Source organism: Thioalkalivibrio sp. ALJ12, assembly GCF_000378305.1.
Lineage (GTDB): Bacteria > Pseudomonadota > Gammaproteobacteria > Ectothiorhodospirales > Ectothiorhodospiraceae > Thioalkalivibrio.
In genome coordinates this window covers 5,924-20,859 of sequence record NZ_KB899540.1, presented here as the reverse complement: position 1 = coordinate 20,859, position 14,936 = coordinate 5,924, and the positions used below count along the sequence as shown (strand labels likewise).

At 64.9% G+C, this 14,936-nt stretch carries 16 protein-coding genes; 6 read left to right on the top strand and 10 right to left on the bottom strand.

All coding sequences use genetic code 11. The annotated features are described in order from the left end of the window. Window positions 1-40: 40 nt before the first annotated feature. Together F467_RS0110290 and F467_RS0110285 are read right to left on the bottom strand one after the other, a co-directional pair. A complete protein-coding gene (locus F467_RS0110290) occupies window positions 41-1,672 on the bottom strand; it encodes a methyl-accepting chemotaxis protein (protein ID WP_018137864.1) in 1,632 nt (543 codons plus the stop codon). A gap of 153 nt (window positions 1,673-1,825) precedes the next feature. Beyond that, window positions 1,826-2,455 (bottom strand): alternative oxidase, encoded by a 630-nt coding sequence (locus F467_RS0110285; RefSeq protein ID WP_018137865.1) that lies wholly within the window; start codon window positions 2,453-2,455, stop codon window positions 1,826-1,828. A 293-nt stretch (window positions 2,456-2,748) separates the two neighbouring features. Between F467_RS0110285 and F467_RS0110280 the strand changes: the two genes are divergently transcribed. Next, on the top strand, window positions 2,749-3,363 hold the full coding sequence (locus F467_RS0110280) for a microcompartments protein (protein WP_018137866.1): 615 nt from the start codon (window positions 2,749-2,751) through the stop codon (window positions 3,361-3,363). A 1-nt stretch (window position 3,364) separates the two neighbouring features. Next, window positions 3,365-3,937 carry an NUDIX hydrolase gene (locus F467_RS0110275; RefSeq protein WP_018137867.1) on the top strand — a complete coding sequence of 191 codons (573 nt, stop codon included), beginning with the start codon at window positions 3,365-3,367 and terminating at the stop codon, window positions 3,935-3,937. A 32-nt stretch (window positions 3,938-3,969) separates the two neighbouring features. On the opposite strand, the gene F467_RS0110270 is transcribed toward F467_RS0110275, so the two are convergent. After that, on the bottom strand, window positions 3,970-4,320 hold the full coding sequence (locus F467_RS0110270) for a hypothetical protein (RefSeq protein WP_018137868.1): 351 nt from the start codon (window positions 4,318-4,320) through the stop codon (window positions 3,970-3,972). Window positions 4,321-4,437: 117 nt separating this feature from the next. Here F467_RS0110270 and F467_RS0110265 point away from each other — a divergent pair, with 117 nt between their 5' ends. After that, window positions 4,438-5,754 (top strand): rhodanese-like domain-containing protein, encoded by a 1,317-nt coding sequence (locus tag F467_RS0110265; RefSeq protein WP_018137869.1) that lies wholly within the window; start codon window positions 4,438-4,440, stop codon window positions 5,752-5,754. A 30-nt stretch (window positions 5,755-5,784) separates the two neighbouring features. Here F467_RS0110265 and mscL read toward each other — a convergent pair whose 3' ends face one another. Continuing rightward, window positions 5,785-6,186 carry a large-conductance mechanosensitive channel protein MscL gene (mscL, locus tag F467_RS0110260; RefSeq protein ID WP_018137870.1) on the bottom strand — a complete coding sequence of 134 codons (402 nt, stop codon included), beginning with the start codon at window positions 6,184-6,186 and terminating at the stop codon, window positions 5,785-5,787. A 239-nt stretch (window positions 6,187-6,425) separates the two neighbouring features. On the opposite strand from mscL, the gene F467_RS0110255 reads away from it, so the two are divergent. Continuing rightward, on the top strand, window positions 6,426-7,886 hold the full coding sequence (locus F467_RS0110255; protein WP_018137871.1) for a plastocyanin/azurin family copper-binding protein: 1,461 nt from the start codon (window positions 6,426-6,428) through the stop codon (window positions 7,884-7,886). 63 nt (window positions 7,887-7,949) lie between these two features. Here the strand turns inward: F467_RS0110255 and F467_RS0110250 are convergent, their stop codons facing one another. The 4 genes from F467_RS0110250 to F467_RS0110235 form a co-directional block, all read right to left on the bottom strand. Continuing rightward, complete coding sequence (locus tag F467_RS0110250) at window positions 7,950-8,297, bottom strand: antibiotic biosynthesis monooxygenase (RefSeq protein WP_018137872.1); 348 nt, start codon at window positions 8,295-8,297, stop codon at window positions 7,950-7,952. A 283-nt stretch (window positions 8,298-8,580) separates the two neighbouring features. Further along, the gene (locus tag F467_RS0110245) at window positions 8,581-8,883 is read right to left on the bottom strand and encodes a DUF3817 domain-containing protein (RefSeq protein WP_018137873.1); all 303 of its coding nucleotides are present in this window, start codon (window positions 8,881-8,883) and stop codon (window positions 8,581-8,583) included. A gap of 87 nt (window positions 8,884-8,970) precedes the next feature. Next, the gene (locus F467_RS0110240; protein WP_018137874.1) at window positions 8,971-9,249 is read right to left on the bottom strand and encodes a hypothetical protein; all 279 of its coding nucleotides are present in this window, start codon (window positions 9,247-9,249) and stop codon (window positions 8,971-8,973) included. Window positions 9,250-9,396: 147 nt separating this feature from the next. After that, complete coding sequence (locus F467_RS0110235; protein ID WP_018137875.1) at window positions 9,397-9,810, bottom strand: GreA/GreB family elongation factor; 414 nt, start codon at window positions 9,808-9,810, stop codon at window positions 9,397-9,399. Between the two features lie 237 nt (window positions 9,811-10,047). Between F467_RS0110235 and F467_RS0110230 the strand changes: the two genes are divergently transcribed. Together F467_RS0110230 and F467_RS0110225 are read left to right on the top strand one after the other, a co-directional pair. Then, window positions 10,048-10,455 (top strand): rhodanese-like domain-containing protein, encoded by a 408-nt coding sequence (locus F467_RS0110230; RefSeq protein ID WP_018137876.1) that lies wholly within the window; start codon window positions 10,048-10,050, stop codon window positions 10,453-10,455. A 110-nt stretch (window positions 10,456-10,565) separates the two neighbouring features. Next, window positions 10,566-12,683, top strand: a complete 2,118-nt coding sequence (locus F467_RS0110225; protein WP_018137877.1) for a S9 family peptidase — start codon at window positions 10,566-10,568, stop codon at window positions 12,681-12,683. A gap of 223 nt (window positions 12,684-12,906) precedes the next feature. Here F467_RS0110225 and F467_RS0110220 read toward each other — a convergent pair whose 3' ends face one another. Further along, a complete protein-coding gene (locus tag F467_RS0110220) occupies window positions 12,907-13,947 on the bottom strand; it encodes a diguanylate cyclase (protein ID WP_018137878.1) in 1,041 nt (346 codons plus the stop codon). A gap of 267 nt (window positions 13,948-14,214) precedes the next feature. Further along, entirely contained in the window at window positions 14,215-14,649 is a 435-nt protein-coding gene (locus tag F467_RS0110215) for a DsrE family protein (protein WP_018137879.1), read from the bottom strand. Between the last annotated feature and the right edge of the window lie 287 nt (window positions 14,650-14,936).

The following is a 14,936-nucleotide window of genomic DNA, read 5'->3' as shown; positions in this document are numbered from 1 at the left end:
GTCACAGGGATGTGACGGCCTTTTTTGTGCCCATGCCGCGTCAGGCGATGCGGTAGGCCGAGGCCAGGTCCCGCACGCGGGCGGCGATGCCGGCGACGTCCTGGCTGGCCGTGGAGGTCTGTTGCGCGCCACGGGAGGTGTCGCCGGTGAGGTCGTTGATGGTGGCGATATTGCGGTTAATCTCCTCGGCCACCGCATTCTGTTCCTCGGCCGCGCTGGCGATTTGGGTCGTCATGTCACTGATGCGTCCCACCGCCTGAACGATCGATTCCAGTGCCTCGCCGGCCCGTTCCGCGTCGTGGCTGGTCGATTCCGCCATTTCGCGCCCGCGCCCCATCGCGCTGACGGCCTCCCGTGTGCCGGCCTGCAGGGCCTCGATCATGGCCTGGATGTCCGCGGTGGAGTCCTGGGTGCGGGAGGCGAGGGTACGCACCTCGTCGGCGACCACCGCGAAGCCGCGACCCTGTTCACCCGCGCGGGCGGCCTCGATCGCGGCGTTCAGCGCCAGCAGGTTGGTCTGCTCGGCAATCCCGCGGATTACATCCAGCACCGAGCCGATCTGCTGGCCCTTTTCGTCCAGGCTGCGGACGGTGCCCTCGATGGTCGCGACCTCGCCGGACAGTCGGCCGATCTCCTTGACCACCGAGCGCACGACCTCGCCCCCGTCCCGGGATTCCTGATCCGCTTCCTGGCTGGACGAGGCGGCATCGGAGGCATTGCGTGCGACCTCCTGCACGGTGGCGGCCATCTCGTTCATCGCCGTGGAGACCTGCTCGGTCTGCGATTGCTGCTGGTCGACGTTGCTGTTGGTCTGGCTGCTGACGGCAGAGAGCTGCTCCGCGGCGGAGGCCATCTGGTCGGTCAGGCCCCGCAGTTCCCGGATCGATCCCTCGAACTGCTCGAGCATGCCGTTCAGGGCTCGGGCAGTGGCCCCGATCTCGTCGTCGTTCCCGATCTCGACCCGTTGTGACAAGTCGTGATTCTCTACGATTGCAGAAAGGGTCTCGCGCATCCGCGACACCGGGGTGGCGATCGCGCGGTAGGTCCATGTGCCGATCACGACGACCGCAATCAGCACGATCAGCAGCACGATGCCGGTGCGCAGGAGTACCTGGCCGTAGACCTCCGATACACGCTCCGCCTCCACGCCGGCAACCTCGATCTGCAGGTCGACCAGTTCGGTAATGCGGTCGCTGATTGGGTCGATGGTGTCGTACAGCGGGCCGTTGAACGCGCCCAGCTCGCCCTCGACGTTGCCGGTCATCCCGGACAGGGCCTGTTCCAGGCGGTCGAGATCGGCATTGGCTGCCTGGAATTCCTCGATGGCGGCGGTGGCCAGCTCTTCCTCTCGGGGGGTGAGCGTCGTGGCCATGTAGCGCTCCCAGATTTCGTCGATCTCGGCGCGGGCGGTCTGGACCCCGTCGAGGGCTTCCTCGGCCGACATCAGGCCGTTGTCGGCCTTGTTCACCGCGTCGATCACTAGAATCGCGTAGTTGTCCGCGATCGTCTTGAGCTGCTGCAGCGGCACTACGCGGTCGTCGTAGATGCTCTGCACCCCATCCTCGATGGTCGCGATGCCGCGTCCTGCCATCAGCGCGACCACGAGCAGTGCCAGCACAGGGACGATGATCGTGATCGCCAGTCGGGAGCGAATATTCAGCGAGCGGGGCATGGGCAAGTCCTTTCGTTAGAGCTTCTATCCCGGGCGTTTGTGCTCGGGGCAAAGAGTGTAACGGCAGGGTCAAGCCCGTTTTTAGGGAGTGGTCAGGGAAGGGGGCGATCCGCATGTGCCGGGCGGAAGGACATGCGGGTGTGTGTCGCGGCTTCAGGTTTTGTTGTTGAGCAGGTCGGCGAAGCCGTGGTTGACGTCGCGATGGCCGGCCTCGTCTTCGCGTACGGCGCGTATGACATCGGATAGCCGCGCGTCCTCTGGCAAGCCCCAGTACTGGATGGCGCGATCCGGTGCCGGGATGTTCTCGATCGCACCGGTTTCCACTTCCTCCAGGTAATCGGTATAGCTGATCACGGCCTCCTCCTCGAAGTAGCCGACGATCCGGTGCGCGGTGCGCGAGGAGACGACGTAGATCAGGAAATACAGCGTGTAGAAAAACCCCTGCGCCAGGATGATCAGGAGCCGCTCCAGCCAGTTGGGCGAGGCGATCTCGATGAAGGTGAGCAGGTGCATCCGCTCGTTCTCGGCCTCGTCCATCAGCGTGCGGATCCAGCCGTGGTCATCCTCCATGCGGCGCAGCGAGCGCAGATGCTGCAGTGTGGCGCCGACCATGCCGGGGACCCCCGCGACGGTTTCCAGCACCACGGCGCGGTGGCCGTAGCGGCGGGCAAAGAAGGTGTAGGCGAACCGACGCATCATGGATGTGAAGGCGCGTGCGACACGGTCGGAGAAATCGCGCGGTTCGTGATGGCGACTCAGGTCCGTTTCCTGGTTGATGCTCATACAGGCTCCCGGGCAGGGCGCAAAAACATGAATGTCCTGTCTCGAGAGTAGAGCCAGCCACCCTCACTGTCGTTCCGCCGTGTCACAAAAATTCGCCGTTTCGCGGGGCGCAGGGGCGTCTGGCGTTGAGGTTCGGGGCCGCTGCGTTCACAATATGCCCCTCTATTCTCCCGTGTGCGCGAACAAGCCGGCGGTTTTCTGGCGGCTCAAATTCGTGTGTGCGGATTCCCGCGCGGGCCCGGGCCGCGCCGCGCGGGGGTTAACGTGGTGTTGCCCCGGCTCAGAGCGAATCGATGATCAAGCTGCGCACCTACGTCTACATGGATTCCCTTCAGCCTCAGCTGGCGGAATACATGGCCACCGTCTCCCAGGGCTTTCTGCCCGTACCGGGAGACGCGTGCCTGTGGGTGGAGGTGTCGCCGGGCATGGCGGTGCACCGGCTGACCGACGTCGCGTTGAAGGCCACCCGGGTGCACCTCGCGCAGCAGGTCGTGGAGCGCGAGTTCGGTTCCATGGTGATCCACCATCGCGACCAGAGCGATGTGCAGGAGGCCGGTCGCGTGCTGTTGCAGCGCCTGGGGGCGGATCAGTCCGATCGCCAGCCCTGCCGCATCCCGTGGCAGGAGACGATCCGCGGCATGACGCCGGATCACACGGTGCTGATCAACCGCCAGAACCGGCGCGGCAACATGATCCTGCCCGACCAGAGCATGTTCATCCTCGAGGCGGAGCCGGCCGGCTACATCATCTATGCGGCCAACCAAGCCCTGAAGGCCTCCCACGTCTCGCTGATCGACGTGCGCGCGGTGGGTGCGTTCGGCCGCCTGACGCTGGCCGGCTCCGAGGCGGACATCGACGAGGCGGCGCGGGCGGCGATCCACGCCCTGCACAACCCCGCCGGTACATAAGATGCACCGCGCGCAACTGGTCGAGCTGCTGGCCCACCACCAGACCCCGTTCATCGAGGAAGCCGGCTTTGTGCGCCGCGCGCTGGACTTCGTGCAGGCCCATCCGGACTGCTTCCACTGCGATCTCCTGCCGGCACACGTGACTGGCTCGGCCTGGGTGGTCAGCCCGGATCGCGAGCGCGCGCTGCTCCTGCTGCACGGGAAGCACCACCGCTGGTTCCAGCCGGGCGGGCATGCCGACGGCCAGTCGGACATCCTGCAGGTCGCCCTGCGCGAGATCCACGAAGAAACGGGCCTGGCACGCGAACATATCCACCTGGTAGCCGAGGATGTCTTTGACCTCGACATCCACACCATCCCGGCGAGCCCGCACTTCCCGATGCACGAGCACATCGACGTGCGTTTTCTGCTGGAGATCGACGACCGCCTTCCGGTCCCCGGCAGCCACGAATCGCACGACATCCTCTGGGTCCCGCTGCAGCATGTCTCGCGCTACAACAACAGCCGTTCCCTCTGGCGCATGGTCGAGAAGACCCGCCGCATGCGCACCTGGCTGCACACGCATCCACGCTGATCACGCGGCAGCGAGCCCGCTCAGTGTTTCCCTCAGCGGGGCTTGACCGGCGCATAGTCCTCGAATCCGCAGCTCATGCAGTGAAAGCGTGCCTCGTAGCCCGCCCCGTCATCGCGTGCGCGCATCGAGCCGGGCTGAAAGTTGAACGAATGCAGCGTGCAGCGCGGGCATCTCAAATTGGTCTCCCGGGGTACCCGCAACTCGCCTGAATGGTCCGCCTGGCTGGTTCCCGGGGCGGGCTTTCCGCCATCTGACCGTGCCGCCAGTTCTCCCTTCAGCTCGTCGGCGAGCGTGCGTGCCGCAGCCGCATGTTCATCGGCGGCCATCCCGGCCAGTTGATCGATCCGTTCCTTGAGTCGCGCCAGCTCGGCGGCGTCTGTCATGGTGGTTTCTCCTGTACCCCTTGGGCTGGGCGTTCCGTTGCCGGGCGCTGTTATGGAAGCTCGCGCCGTGGCTGTCTATGTTCAGGGAATCACATCCGGCAACAACAGGACACCCCGATGCGTACATCATGGCTGGCTTTGGCCCTGTTCGCGGCGGCAAGCGTCGCACAGGGAGACGAGATCACCGCGGATTCCCTGGTCGAGGATGCCCGCGCCGAGGTCACCGATATCGACCAGGAGGCCCTGCGCGAACTGATCGCGAACGAGCCGGACCATGTCCTGATCGACGTCCGCTCGCACCAGGAGATCGAGCTGGGCGGCGGCCAGATCCGCTCGCACCTCACGCTCAACATCCCGCGGGGCGAGCTGGAGTTTCGCATCCCGGGTGCGGTGTCCGACAAGGCCACGCCGATCGTCGTCTACAGCGACGAGAACCGCCGCTCCGCGCTCGCGGCGCAGACGCTCGAGCGCATGGGGTACACCAACGTGCACAACTACGCCGGCGGCTTCCCCGAGTGGAAGGAGGCCGAGTTGCCGCTGTACGTGCTCGACAAGGCGCTGGATTCCTTCCTCTACGCCATGCCGCAGGAAGTGACCGATGGCGTGTGGTCCGCGATCGGTGCCACCCAGCCCTCGACCTACGAGAACTCGGGCCACAACAACAACCTGTCGTTCATCATCACCGACGATGGCGTGGTGGTGATGAACGCCGGCGACAACTATCTGCTGGCTCAGTCCCTGCACGAGGAGATCAAGAAGCGCACGGACCAGCCGGTGAAGTACGTGGTGCTGGAAAACGCCCAGGGACATGCGATGCTCGGCATGACCTACTGGCAGGAGCAGGGCGCCACCGTCATCGCGCATGAGGACGCCGCGCGCGAGATCGAGCAGAACGGCCAGCGCAGCCTGCAGGGCGCGCCGAACCGCACCCGTGACAAGGCGTTCCTGACCGAGCTTGGCACGCCGGACAAGATCTTCGAGGACCGCGTCGAGCTGGACATGGGGGGCGAGATCATCGAGGTGCTCTACCTCGGTCCTGCGCATGCCCCGGGGGACATCGCCCTGTGGGCCCCGGAACGCAAGACGCTGATCACCGGCGACCTCGCCTTCCACGAGCGCATGCTGCCGATCTTCGAGTACACCGACACCGCCGGCTGGATCGAGACCTGGGACAAGCTGGAGGCGATCGAGGCCGACTACATCATCCCCGGCCACGGCGGCCCGGTGACCGACTTCGAGCAGCTGCGCAAGTACACCCGCGACTACCTCGTGTTCCTGCGCGAGGAGGTGCAGGAGATCCTCGATACCGGTGGCACGCTGAACGATGCCTACAACATCGACCAGTCGGCCTACCGCCACCTGGACACCTACGACGAGCTCCACCGGCAAAACGCCGGCCGCGTCTTCCGCACCATGGAGTTCGAGGACTTCTGATGCCAACTGGCGGCGGGGGCTCCCTCGCCGCTACTTCGACTTCAGCAGGTCGCGGATCTCCGCGAGCAGCTTTTCCTCGTTGCTGGGGGCGGGCGGCTCGGCGGGCGCGGCATCTTTTTTGCGCTGCAGCCGGCCAATCATCTTGATCGCGGCGAACACCACCATCGCGATGATCAGAAAGTCCACCACGCGCTTGATGAAGATGCCGTAATTGATCGTCACCGCGGCCACGCCGTTCTCCGCCTCGCGCAGCACGATCATCAGCTCCGAGAAGTCGACCCCGCCGACCAGCAGGCCGATGGGCGGCATCAGCACGTCCGACACCAGCGACGACACGATCTGCCCGAACGCCAGCCCCACGATCACGCCTACGGCCATGTCGATGACATTGCCGCGCGCCACAAACTGTTTGAACTCCTCGACGATGCCCATGACCGTTCTCCTTTCCGGGAGGTAAAGAAGTTCCTATAGGCCAGCGCTAAGGCCGTTTCCATGGGCGGTGACGGGCCGTATTCAAGGCAATTATCGGTAGCCCCATGGGCGCGTGACTTGCGCAACTTCGTTCCGAGCGTCTAGAAATAGGTATATAGGCAATACAGGTTTGTATGGGGTGCCGTGCACGCGGCCCGGGGGAAAGCGCCATGAAACACACAGAAGCAGCATCTTCGACCATGGGTTACCGCCATCGGGGTATGCACCTCGTGGTCTGGTGCGTGATCGGACTGTTCTGGTGGCTGGCCTCCGCGGCGCAGGCGTCGCCGGGGCCGGATTTCAGCGAGCTGTTCGGTGACAGCGACTTCATCGAGATCATCGAGCGCGACGAGGGGCTGGAGACGCGGCCGACCGGGTACGCCTCGCAGGATGTCGAACCGGACCACGTGCTCCGGATCGACCTCAACGAGGGCCAGGTGCCGATCGGGCAGGGTGTGGTCTACGACGGCTTTCTGATCGACGGCCAATTGCCGGGCCCGACCCTGCGCGTGACCGAGGGCGACATCGTGCGCATGGAGATCACCAATAGCGGGGCGGTGATGCATGGGGCGTCGTTCCATGCCGCCTACACCCAGACCTCCAAGCATGTCGGTTCCATCATGCCCGGGCAGACCAAGTCGATCACCTTCCGCGCCACCACGCCGGGGGTCTTCATGTATCACTGTGCGCCGGGCGGCCATGCGATCCCCATGCACGTGATGTTCGGCCAGTACGGGATGATGGTGGTCGAGCCGCGCGACAAGCCGTACCAGCTGGAAGAGGACCTGGGCCAGGAACCCGATCTGAAGCTCTACATGCTGCAGCACGAGCTGTACGCCAGTGGCAAGGAAGCGGTGGAGGGCGATCCCAGCTACACCGCCTTCAATGGCGAGCTGTTCCGCTACGTGGAAAACCCCATCCCCGTGCGCCCGGGCGACTACGTGCGTATGTACTTCCTGAACGTGGGGCCCAACCTGCTCTCGACCTTCCATATCGTCGGCATCGTCTGGGACTACGTGTACTGGCAGGGCCACCCCGAGGCCATGTGGCCCGGCGGGCAGACGGTCACCGCGGGCCCCTCGGACTCCTGGGTGATCGAGTTCCGGATACCCCCGGAGGAGGGCGTCTACACCATGCTGGATCATGGCGTGGGGGGCACCAGTCGCGGTGCCATCGGGCTGCTGGATGCCCGTGCGGACGCCGATACGCCTTCCGAGATCCTGGCCGAGGGCCCGAGCTACGAGCCGGCGGAACTGGAAGAGCGGATTGGCGAAGCGCGGCGAATTCTTTCGCCATTCGGCATCCCGGACGCCGATGCTAACCCGGTACCCGCGCGGGCCGATCGGCCGGTTCGGTTCAGCTCGGATATCGAGGAAGTCGTGATCGAGATGAAGGGCAATGCCTTCTACCCGAAGATCGTCGAGGTGGCGCCCGGCACCAAGATCACCTGGGTTAACGAGGATGTCTTCACCTACGGACACGGCGAGACCTCCGGTGCGCACAACGCGGTGGCCCTGAGCGGTCCGCAGTCGTTCGCCACTGAGTTGCTGGCACACGCCGAGAGCGACAGCGTCACCCTGACCGAGCCGGGCACCTACGACTACATCTGCGCCCCGCACCCCTACATGCAGGGCCGCATCATCGTGCGCGACAGCGACTGACTCCGGCCCGAGCGGGACAGCGCCCGCAACAGGCGGCGGTGATCGCCGCGCCGCAGGCAGGCTTCAGGAGCCGTGGGCGGCGCGGGAGTCGGAGGGGGCCTGGTCGCGGTCGTGCATGCCGTAGTCGCGCACGACCTCGGCCACGCGCAGGCGATAGTCGACAAAGATGTCGCCGCGCCCGGCCGCCTGCACCTGACGGTGTTCCTCCAGATTGCGCCACTGGCGCACCGCATCTTCGTCGCGCCAGAACGACAGCGACAGCACCTTGCCCGGCTGGCTCAGACTCTCGAAACGTTCGATGGAGATGAACCCGTCCACATCCTTCAGGTGCTCGCGCAACTGCGCGGCCGCATCCAGGTAGTCCTGTTTGCGCTCGGCATGCGGTTCCACTTCAAAGATCACGGCAATCATGGCGGCTTCGCTATCGGCGGGATGAGGCGCCGATTAAAGCACGCCAAAGCCCATTGTGCGGAAGCCGCGGCGCACCTGTGACCCACGGCGCACCCGTCACCCAGCACCCGCTAGTCATCCCGGAAACCGCGCAGCGGTTATCCGGGATCTCCGCTCGCGGGACGGGTGCGGTCGGTGGGGCTTGCCGGTGCATGAGATCCCGGCTCTACGCTTCGCTTCGGCCGGGATGACCAGGTGTGGCGACCGCCGCTCGAGGCAGGGCCCCGAGCGATGACAGGCGGGTTCAGGCCGTCTCGGCCTCCCCGCTGGGGGAAGCCTCGCGGCGGATCAGGTAATCCACGTAGAGGAAGCCGAACGGCACGACGCCGAGGAACAGGACCAGTAGCCACTTCCACACCGGCCAGCCGCTAAGGTGGCTGGCGATCAGGGAAGTCGCGCCGTAGATGATGAACAGGATGCCGTGCACCCAGCCGACATAGGTGACGGCCAGCGGCATATCCGCATAGGTGCGTAGAGGCATCGCGATAAACAGCAGGGTAATGAGCGACAAACCCTCGAGAACGCTGATCAGGCGGAAAAATTTCATGGGAGGGACCGGAGGAACGGGAAACGCGGCGGAGGGTAGCACGAAGTGCGACGGGCGCCACGAAATGGACCAGGCAATGTGGCCGGTTTAATCCTTGCGCCGGTTGCGCACCGACTGGGCGTAGCCCTTGGCCCGGGCGCGGATTTCCTCGAAGAACAGCGCCTCCCAGCGTGTGTTGTGCTCGTCGGGCGAGAGGCTTCCGTCGGCCGGCTCGTTCTTCAGGCGTGTATCGGCTGCCGCCTCGGCCTCGTTCAGGATCTTGCTGAACACCTCCTGGGCAGCGGCGGCCGTAGGGTCGATCCCGTTGCGCTTGAGCACGTCGGCCAGCAGCGCACCGCCTTTTTTCCACTTCGACCAAAGCCTCACGCATCCTCCTCGGGCAGGGTGCAAGGAATTGGTGGCGGCCCCGCTATGGAATGATTGTGCCCAAAGCCTCTCGCGAAGATGAAGAGGCAGCACACGGACACGGTATTCTGCCTGCCGGGGCGTGAACCTCCGGCAGGCATGTATGGATTATTGGTCGGGATTGTGCCCCGGTGCCAGTATCTCGATCACCAGGAATCGCAGTCGGCTACGGAGCAGCGTGATCTCGGCCAGCGAGTTCTTGCGCAGCCCCAGCAGACGCGAGCCCAGAGGGGACAGGATCGATATCTTGCCGCGCTCGGGCTGGGCATGCTCCGGCTCGCAAAGCTCGACCAGATAGGTTTCCTCGGTCTGCAGGTCCAGTAACCGGACGCAGCAGCCAGCCTGGATGACTTTCCCGCACTGGGGAGCTGTGTCCGTATGGGGTGTCTCGCTCTCGATCTTCTCGAGTAGCGAGGCCAGGTCGACTGGTGTGCCAATCGCGCCCCAGTAGTCCTGGCGGACCCAGCGATTGACCTGGGAATCGTAGGCTTGACGAAGGTAAGACGAATTCTTGCGCGCCACGGTCGCATCTCCTGTTCAGGTGTTAGAAGAAGGCATGGGCCGGGCGCGGAACATTCGGCGCCCGGCCTAAGTGAGGGTTCCCGTCATCGTGAGCTCCATCGTTTGATAAGTGTCTGTTAGAATTAAAGAAATAAGGATGCTACCCAGGCACCCCGAAAAAGGCAAATCCATGTGAATCGTGGCATTTTTAGTGTGCCTAATCCCGATTTTTTCGATCCCGAGTGCAAAGGAGCCTTCATGGCGAACGAGACGAACGACCCGCAACTGGAAATCAGCGTCAGTTCGGCGCGCGAACTGGTCGATATCGGCCTGGCCGTGTTGCTGGATATCCGCCAGCCCTTCGAGCTGGAGCTGGAGGGCGAGGTAGAAGGCGCGGTGTCGGTGCCGCTGTTCCGGCTGAAACAGCTGCTGGGGCGCGAGATCTCGGAGGAGGAGCAGGAACTGCTGGACGCGGACGAGCCGGATGATCGCGACTTTCAGCACTTCCTCTCGCTGATCAATCGCTACCACGTGACGCAGGACCAGATCCTGCTGTGCCTGTGCAACAGCGGTCGGCGCAGCCTGCGCGCCGCCGAACTGCTGCGGGAGCTGGGCTATGCACGCTGTCTCTCGGTACGTGAGGGCTTTCGCGGCTGGAAGGACTAGGGGCCTGTCGTATTTTGGCGATTCGTTGACTGTCCGGCGATTCCGGGCCTTGTCGGGAACCCGTGGGCGTGCGTGGCTGTCGCTGGTGCAGCACGTAACGGGAGACAGGCATGCAGTCCACGGGTGAGCGGTTGGCGAATCACTGGATCACGAAGCGGCGCAGGTCGCCTGCGGCCATCGCGTTGAGCGTGTCGCTGGCGTTGTTCGCCGTACCGGCCGTTGGCGCTGCCGAGACCGAGGTCGAGGCCGAACTCGTGGAGGGTAACGAAGGCCCGTGGGCCGAGGGCGAGGCGCCGCCGCTGCTCGAGCTGGAGCAGTTCTTCCGCGATCCGCAGCATGCCGCCGGGCGCATCTCGCCGGATGGCGACTACGTGGCACTGGTGAGCGCCCACGAGGGTGCGATGAACCTGCACCTGATGGAGCGGGGCGAGCCCCTGGAGTCGGCGCGTCCGCTGACCGAGGAGCCGCGTTCCATCATGGGCTTTTTCTGGTCGCGCGACGGGCGGCACCTGATTTTCGTGCGCGATCGCGACGGCGACGAGAACCTGGAACTGCGCGTGATCGCGCTGGAGGACGCCGCCGGGCAGGATGGCATCCCCGAGTCGCGCCGGCTCGCCGGGGGTGATGGCGTGCAGGCGCGGGTTCAGCATGTCCCGCGCTCGACCCCGGAGTACATCTTCGTCGGGCTGAACGAACGCGACCCGCGCCTGCACGATGTCTATCGTGTATCGCTCGAGACCGGCGAGAAGACGCTTGTGGCGAAGAACACCGCCGAGATCGAGGGCTGGGGCTTCCACGAAGGCGAGCTGCGCAAGGCGGTGCGCACCACGGACGACGCGGGCACCGAGATCCTGCGCGTGAAGTCGCAGGACGAGTTCGAGTCCATCTACACCTGCGCGTTCGGCGAGACCTGCTCCATCGCCAACTTCCACCCCGACGGCGAGCGGCTCTATATGCGCACCAACGCGGGGGACGAGCGTGACTTGGTCGAGCTGGTCCTGTTTGACCCGGCCACCGGCAAAGAAGAGCTGGTGCACCGCGACCCGGAGGGCGCAGTCGACCTCGGTGGCGCGAAGTTCTCCGACCGGGACCATCGCCTACTGGCCACCGTGTACACCGGGGATCGCCAGCGCATCTATGCCCATGACGAGGACTTCGAGTCGCACCTGGAGTGGCTGCGCGAAGAGCTGGGCGAGGGCGAGCTGGAGATCACCTCGCGCACCCGTGACGAGTCCCTGTGGACGGTCGGGGTCATCCGGGACACCGACCCGGGCAGCGTGTATCTCGCGAACACTGAGGCGCGCGAGATCGAACTACTGTACGAGGGGCGCCCGGATCTGCCGCGCGAGCACCTCGCGCCGATGGAGCCGATCCGCTACACCGCGCGCGACGGCCAGGAGATCCCCGGCTACCTGACGCTGCCACATGGCGTGGAGCCGGAAGGCCTGCCGCTGGTGGTGATGCCGCACGGCGGCCCGTGGATTCGCGATACCTGGGGCTACAGCGGCACCGTGCAGTTCCTCGCCAACCGCGGCTATGCGGTATTTCAGCCCAACTTCCGTGGCTCCTCCGGTTTCGGCAAGGAATTCCTCAACGCCGGCAACCAGGAGTGGGGCACGGGCGTGATGCAGCACGACGTCACCGACGGCGTGAAATACCTGATCGACCAGGGCATCGCCGATCCCGACCGCGTCGCGATCTTTGGGGCCTCCTACGGGGGCTACTCCGCCCTGGCCGGGCTCACCTGGACGCCCGAGCTGTACGCCGCCGGCGTCTCCATGGTGGGGCCGTCCAACCTGATTACGCTGATGGAGTCCATCCCGCCGTACTGGGAGGCCGGCATCCGCCGCATGCACGGCCGCGTCGGTGACCCGGAAGACGCCGAAGACCGCGAGCGCCTCAAGGCCCAGTCGCCGCTGTTCCACGTCGAGAACATCCAGGTCCCGCTGATGGTCGGGCAGGGCGCGAATGACCCACGCGTGAAGCAGCAGGAATCCGACCAGATCGTCGCCGCCCTGCGCGAGGCCGGGCACCCGGTCGAATACCTGCTGGCCCCGGACGAGGGCCACGGCCTGGTCGACCAGACCAACCGGCTCGCCTTCTTCGCCGGGCTGGAGACCTTCCTGGCCGAACACCTGGGCGGCCGCCACCAGGCGGACTACCCCGAGGCCGTGCAGGAGCGCCTGGACCTGCTGCGCCAGGACGTCGACGAGGTGGAGGCTCCGTAAGGGTCTAGCGCGCCCTGCCCGAGGAGGATGCGTGCAGCTTCGGTGAAGGTGAAACAGCGATGTGCTGTGGGTCGGCAAGCTCAAGCTGCATTCAGAGGAGGTTGTGCGCGACTACGTTATGCGCCAGCGCGGCCAGGCGGCGCTCGACTTCCCCGCTGTCCACGGGCGATGTAGGTCGCCCAGTATTCCGGCAGGCCGTGCAGTGTCCCGCACGGCTGCGGGGTCAGAACAGTTCGATCTCGCCCGCCTCGATTGGCGTGGGCTTGATTGCACCTTCCTCGACCAGCCGGTCATACAGGCAGACTCGGTTCTTGCCGTGCGCCTTGGCGTGGTACAGGGCCTGGTCGGCCTCGTCGAGTGCCGCGCTGGCGGTCTTGTAGGGTGCCAGCCGCGTCACGCCGATACTGGTGGTGAGCCGCCCTACCCGTGGTAGTGGGTACTCGGCTACAGCGCGGCGCAGCCGGTCAAAGGTGGCAAGGGCCTGGCTGGCGTCGGCGAACTCGGCCAGTACCACGAATTCCTCGCCGCCGAAGCGGTAGACCAGGTCGTTCTCGCGGAAGCTTTGTTTCAGCAGGCGCGCGAGCAGGATCAGTACTTCATCGCCATACACATGGCCGAAACCGTCGTTGATCTTCTTGAAGTCGTCGGCGTCGATCACGCCCAGCCAGACGCCGGTCTGCCCCGGCTCTTGCAGCTGGCGGCGGTCTTCCGGCAATCCCGGCATCGGGCTGATCCGCTCGAGCGTTGTCAGATCATGGAAATTGTCATCGAAGGTCTTGCGGTTGAGCAGCCCGGTGAGCGCGTCGGTCTGGGCATCATCAATCAGATTGACGAAATTGCGATAGACCAGGAGAAAGCTTTCCACTAGGCGCTGGTCCACTCGCTTGCTGCCCAGGTGCCGGTCAAAGGCGAATACCAGGCAGATGCTGAATTCTTTGAGTCCCGACATCGGGAAGATCGATATCGCGCGACCCGCTTCGTCCTGATCCGCGACCCAGTGTCCGCTGGCCAGTGCCTGATCCAGCAGCCCCGCAGGTACAAAGGGATGTTCGGGGTCGAAGGGCACGCTCATCACCGCGTCGCGCTTGCGATCGTAGAAGTGCAGGCTCCGGGGGCGGCCTTCGGCATCGAACCGGATGGTCCGGGTGCAGGCGGACTCGTAGATGTCGTCCAGGGTCTTGAGCAGACTGTGTTCCAGTCGCTGGGCATCACGTATGCCCGTCAGTTGGGCTAGTCCGTCCAGCAGGTCTCGACCGCTGTTCATGGCATTGTTCTCGTGGCGGCGAAGGCGCTGTGTGGTTCTTCGCAGATGCTTTCAGGGTACCAGCGAAAAGACAAGCTCGAGCTATGTGATGCTGGGATTTCCCTGCCGGGCTCGTTTCACCGGGTTACGCAGATGGATCCATTCCGCAGACGCCGAGAAGGGACCCGAAGTGGAGGGCCGTAATGCCCAGCCGGTTGCTCGCCAGGTTTGGAGTCGAAAACAACAGGGCCCTCCGAAGAGGGCCCTGACGTGATCCTGCGCGGGGGATCAGTTGGAGAAGAAGCGCACGCTCGGGTCGGCCATGTAGGCGCCGACTTCTTCCGGATCGGCGGGGGTGATGCCGTCCAGCAGGTCCGCCTCGGTGTAGTCAGTGTTGGGCAGGAAGATCGCGCAGGTTTCCACCTTGGCACCGTTGTTGATGAGGTTCATCAGCAGCTGCTGGGCGTTGCGACCGGCGGGCTCCATGGTCGGGCCGTCGAAGTCTTCGGTGGCCATGGTAGCGGCCGGGCCGCACAGCAGCACGCGGATCTCCTGACCCTGACTCATGGTCTGGTTCGCCAGCACCATGGACATGAACTGGGTGTGGTCGTCGGCCGAGGTCAGGCTTACGAACAGCTTGTTGGGTTCGGCAGCCTGAGCTGCACCACTGGCACCGGCAATGGCGAGAACGGCGGAAGCGGCGAGCGTCTTGAGGGTTCGCATAGAATCTCCTTCGGTCTTCGTATGAGCGAATCATAAGATAAGCACATGCTAATGGATAGGGCAAGGGCTACTCGCAAGGCTGGGGCCATACAAAGCACGCACCTTCGAAATTGGTTTCCCTACGCACTTTTCGAAAGTGGGTGTCCCTTCGCAGTTCCGAGGCGGGGGCCGAGCTGGTTGGCCTCTGCTTTCTCGGGCCGGCTCCGTCATCGCGAGGCGCGCTGCGCCGTGGCGATCGCTGAAGGGATGCCCGGCCGCTGATCGAGGCGGAGGTCCGGGGTTGCGTT

Bases quoted from the DNA above. Each gene is read 5' to 3' on its own strand.
- F467_RS0110270 (WP_018137868.1), bottom strand. From the start codon at position 4,320: ATGACAGACGCCGCCGAGCTGGCGCGACTCAAGGAACGGATCGATCAA.
- F467_RS0110250 (WP_018137872.1), bottom strand. From the start codon at position 8,297: ATGATTGCCGTGATCTTTGAAGTGGAACCGCATGCCGAGCGCAAACAG.
- F467_RS0110220 (WP_018137878.1), bottom strand. From the start codon at position 13,947: ATGAACAGCGGTCGAGACCTGCTGGACGGACTAGCCCAACTGACGGGC.
- F467_RS0110290 (WP_018137864.1), bottom strand. From the start codon at position 1,672: ATGCCCCGCTCGCTGAATATTCGCTCCCGACTGGCGATCACGATCATC.
- F467_RS0110230 (WP_018137876.1), top strand. From the start codon at position 10,048: ATGGCGAACGAGACGAACGACCCGCAACTGGAAATCAGCGTCAGTTCG.
- F467_RS0110280 (WP_018137866.1), top strand. From the start codon at position 2,749: ATGATCAAGCTGCGCACCTACGTCTACATGGATTCCCTTCAGCCTCAG.
- F467_RS0110265 (WP_018137869.1), top strand. From the start codon at position 4,438: ATGCGTACATCATGGCTGGCTTTGGCCCTGTTCGCGGCGGCAAGCGTC.
- F467_RS0110275 (WP_018137867.1), top strand. From the start codon at position 3,365: ATGCACCGCGCGCAACTGGTCGAGCTGCTGGCCCACCACCAGACCCCG.
- F467_RS0110255 (WP_018137871.1), top strand. From the start codon at position 6,426: ATGGGTTACCGCCATCGGGGTATGCACCTCGTGGTCTGGTGCGTGATC.
- F467_RS0110215 (WP_018137879.1), bottom strand. From the start codon at position 14,649: ATGCGAACCCTCAAGACGCTCGCCGCTTCCGCCGTTCTCGCCATTGCC.
- F467_RS0110225 (WP_018137877.1), top strand. From the start codon at position 10,566: ATGCAGTCCACGGGTGAGCGGTTGGCGAATCACTGGATCACGAAGCGG.
- F467_RS0110245 (WP_018137873.1), bottom strand. From the start codon at position 8,883: ATGAAATTTTTCCGCCTGATCAGCGTTCTCGAGGGTTTGTCGCTCATT.
- F467_RS0110285 (WP_018137865.1), bottom strand. From the start codon at position 2,455: ATGAGCATCAACCAGGAAACGGACCTGAGTCGCCATCACGAACCGCGC.
- mscL (WP_018137870.1), bottom strand. From the start codon at position 6,186: ATGGGCATCGTCGAGGAGTTCAAACAGTTTGTGGCGCGCGGCAATGTC.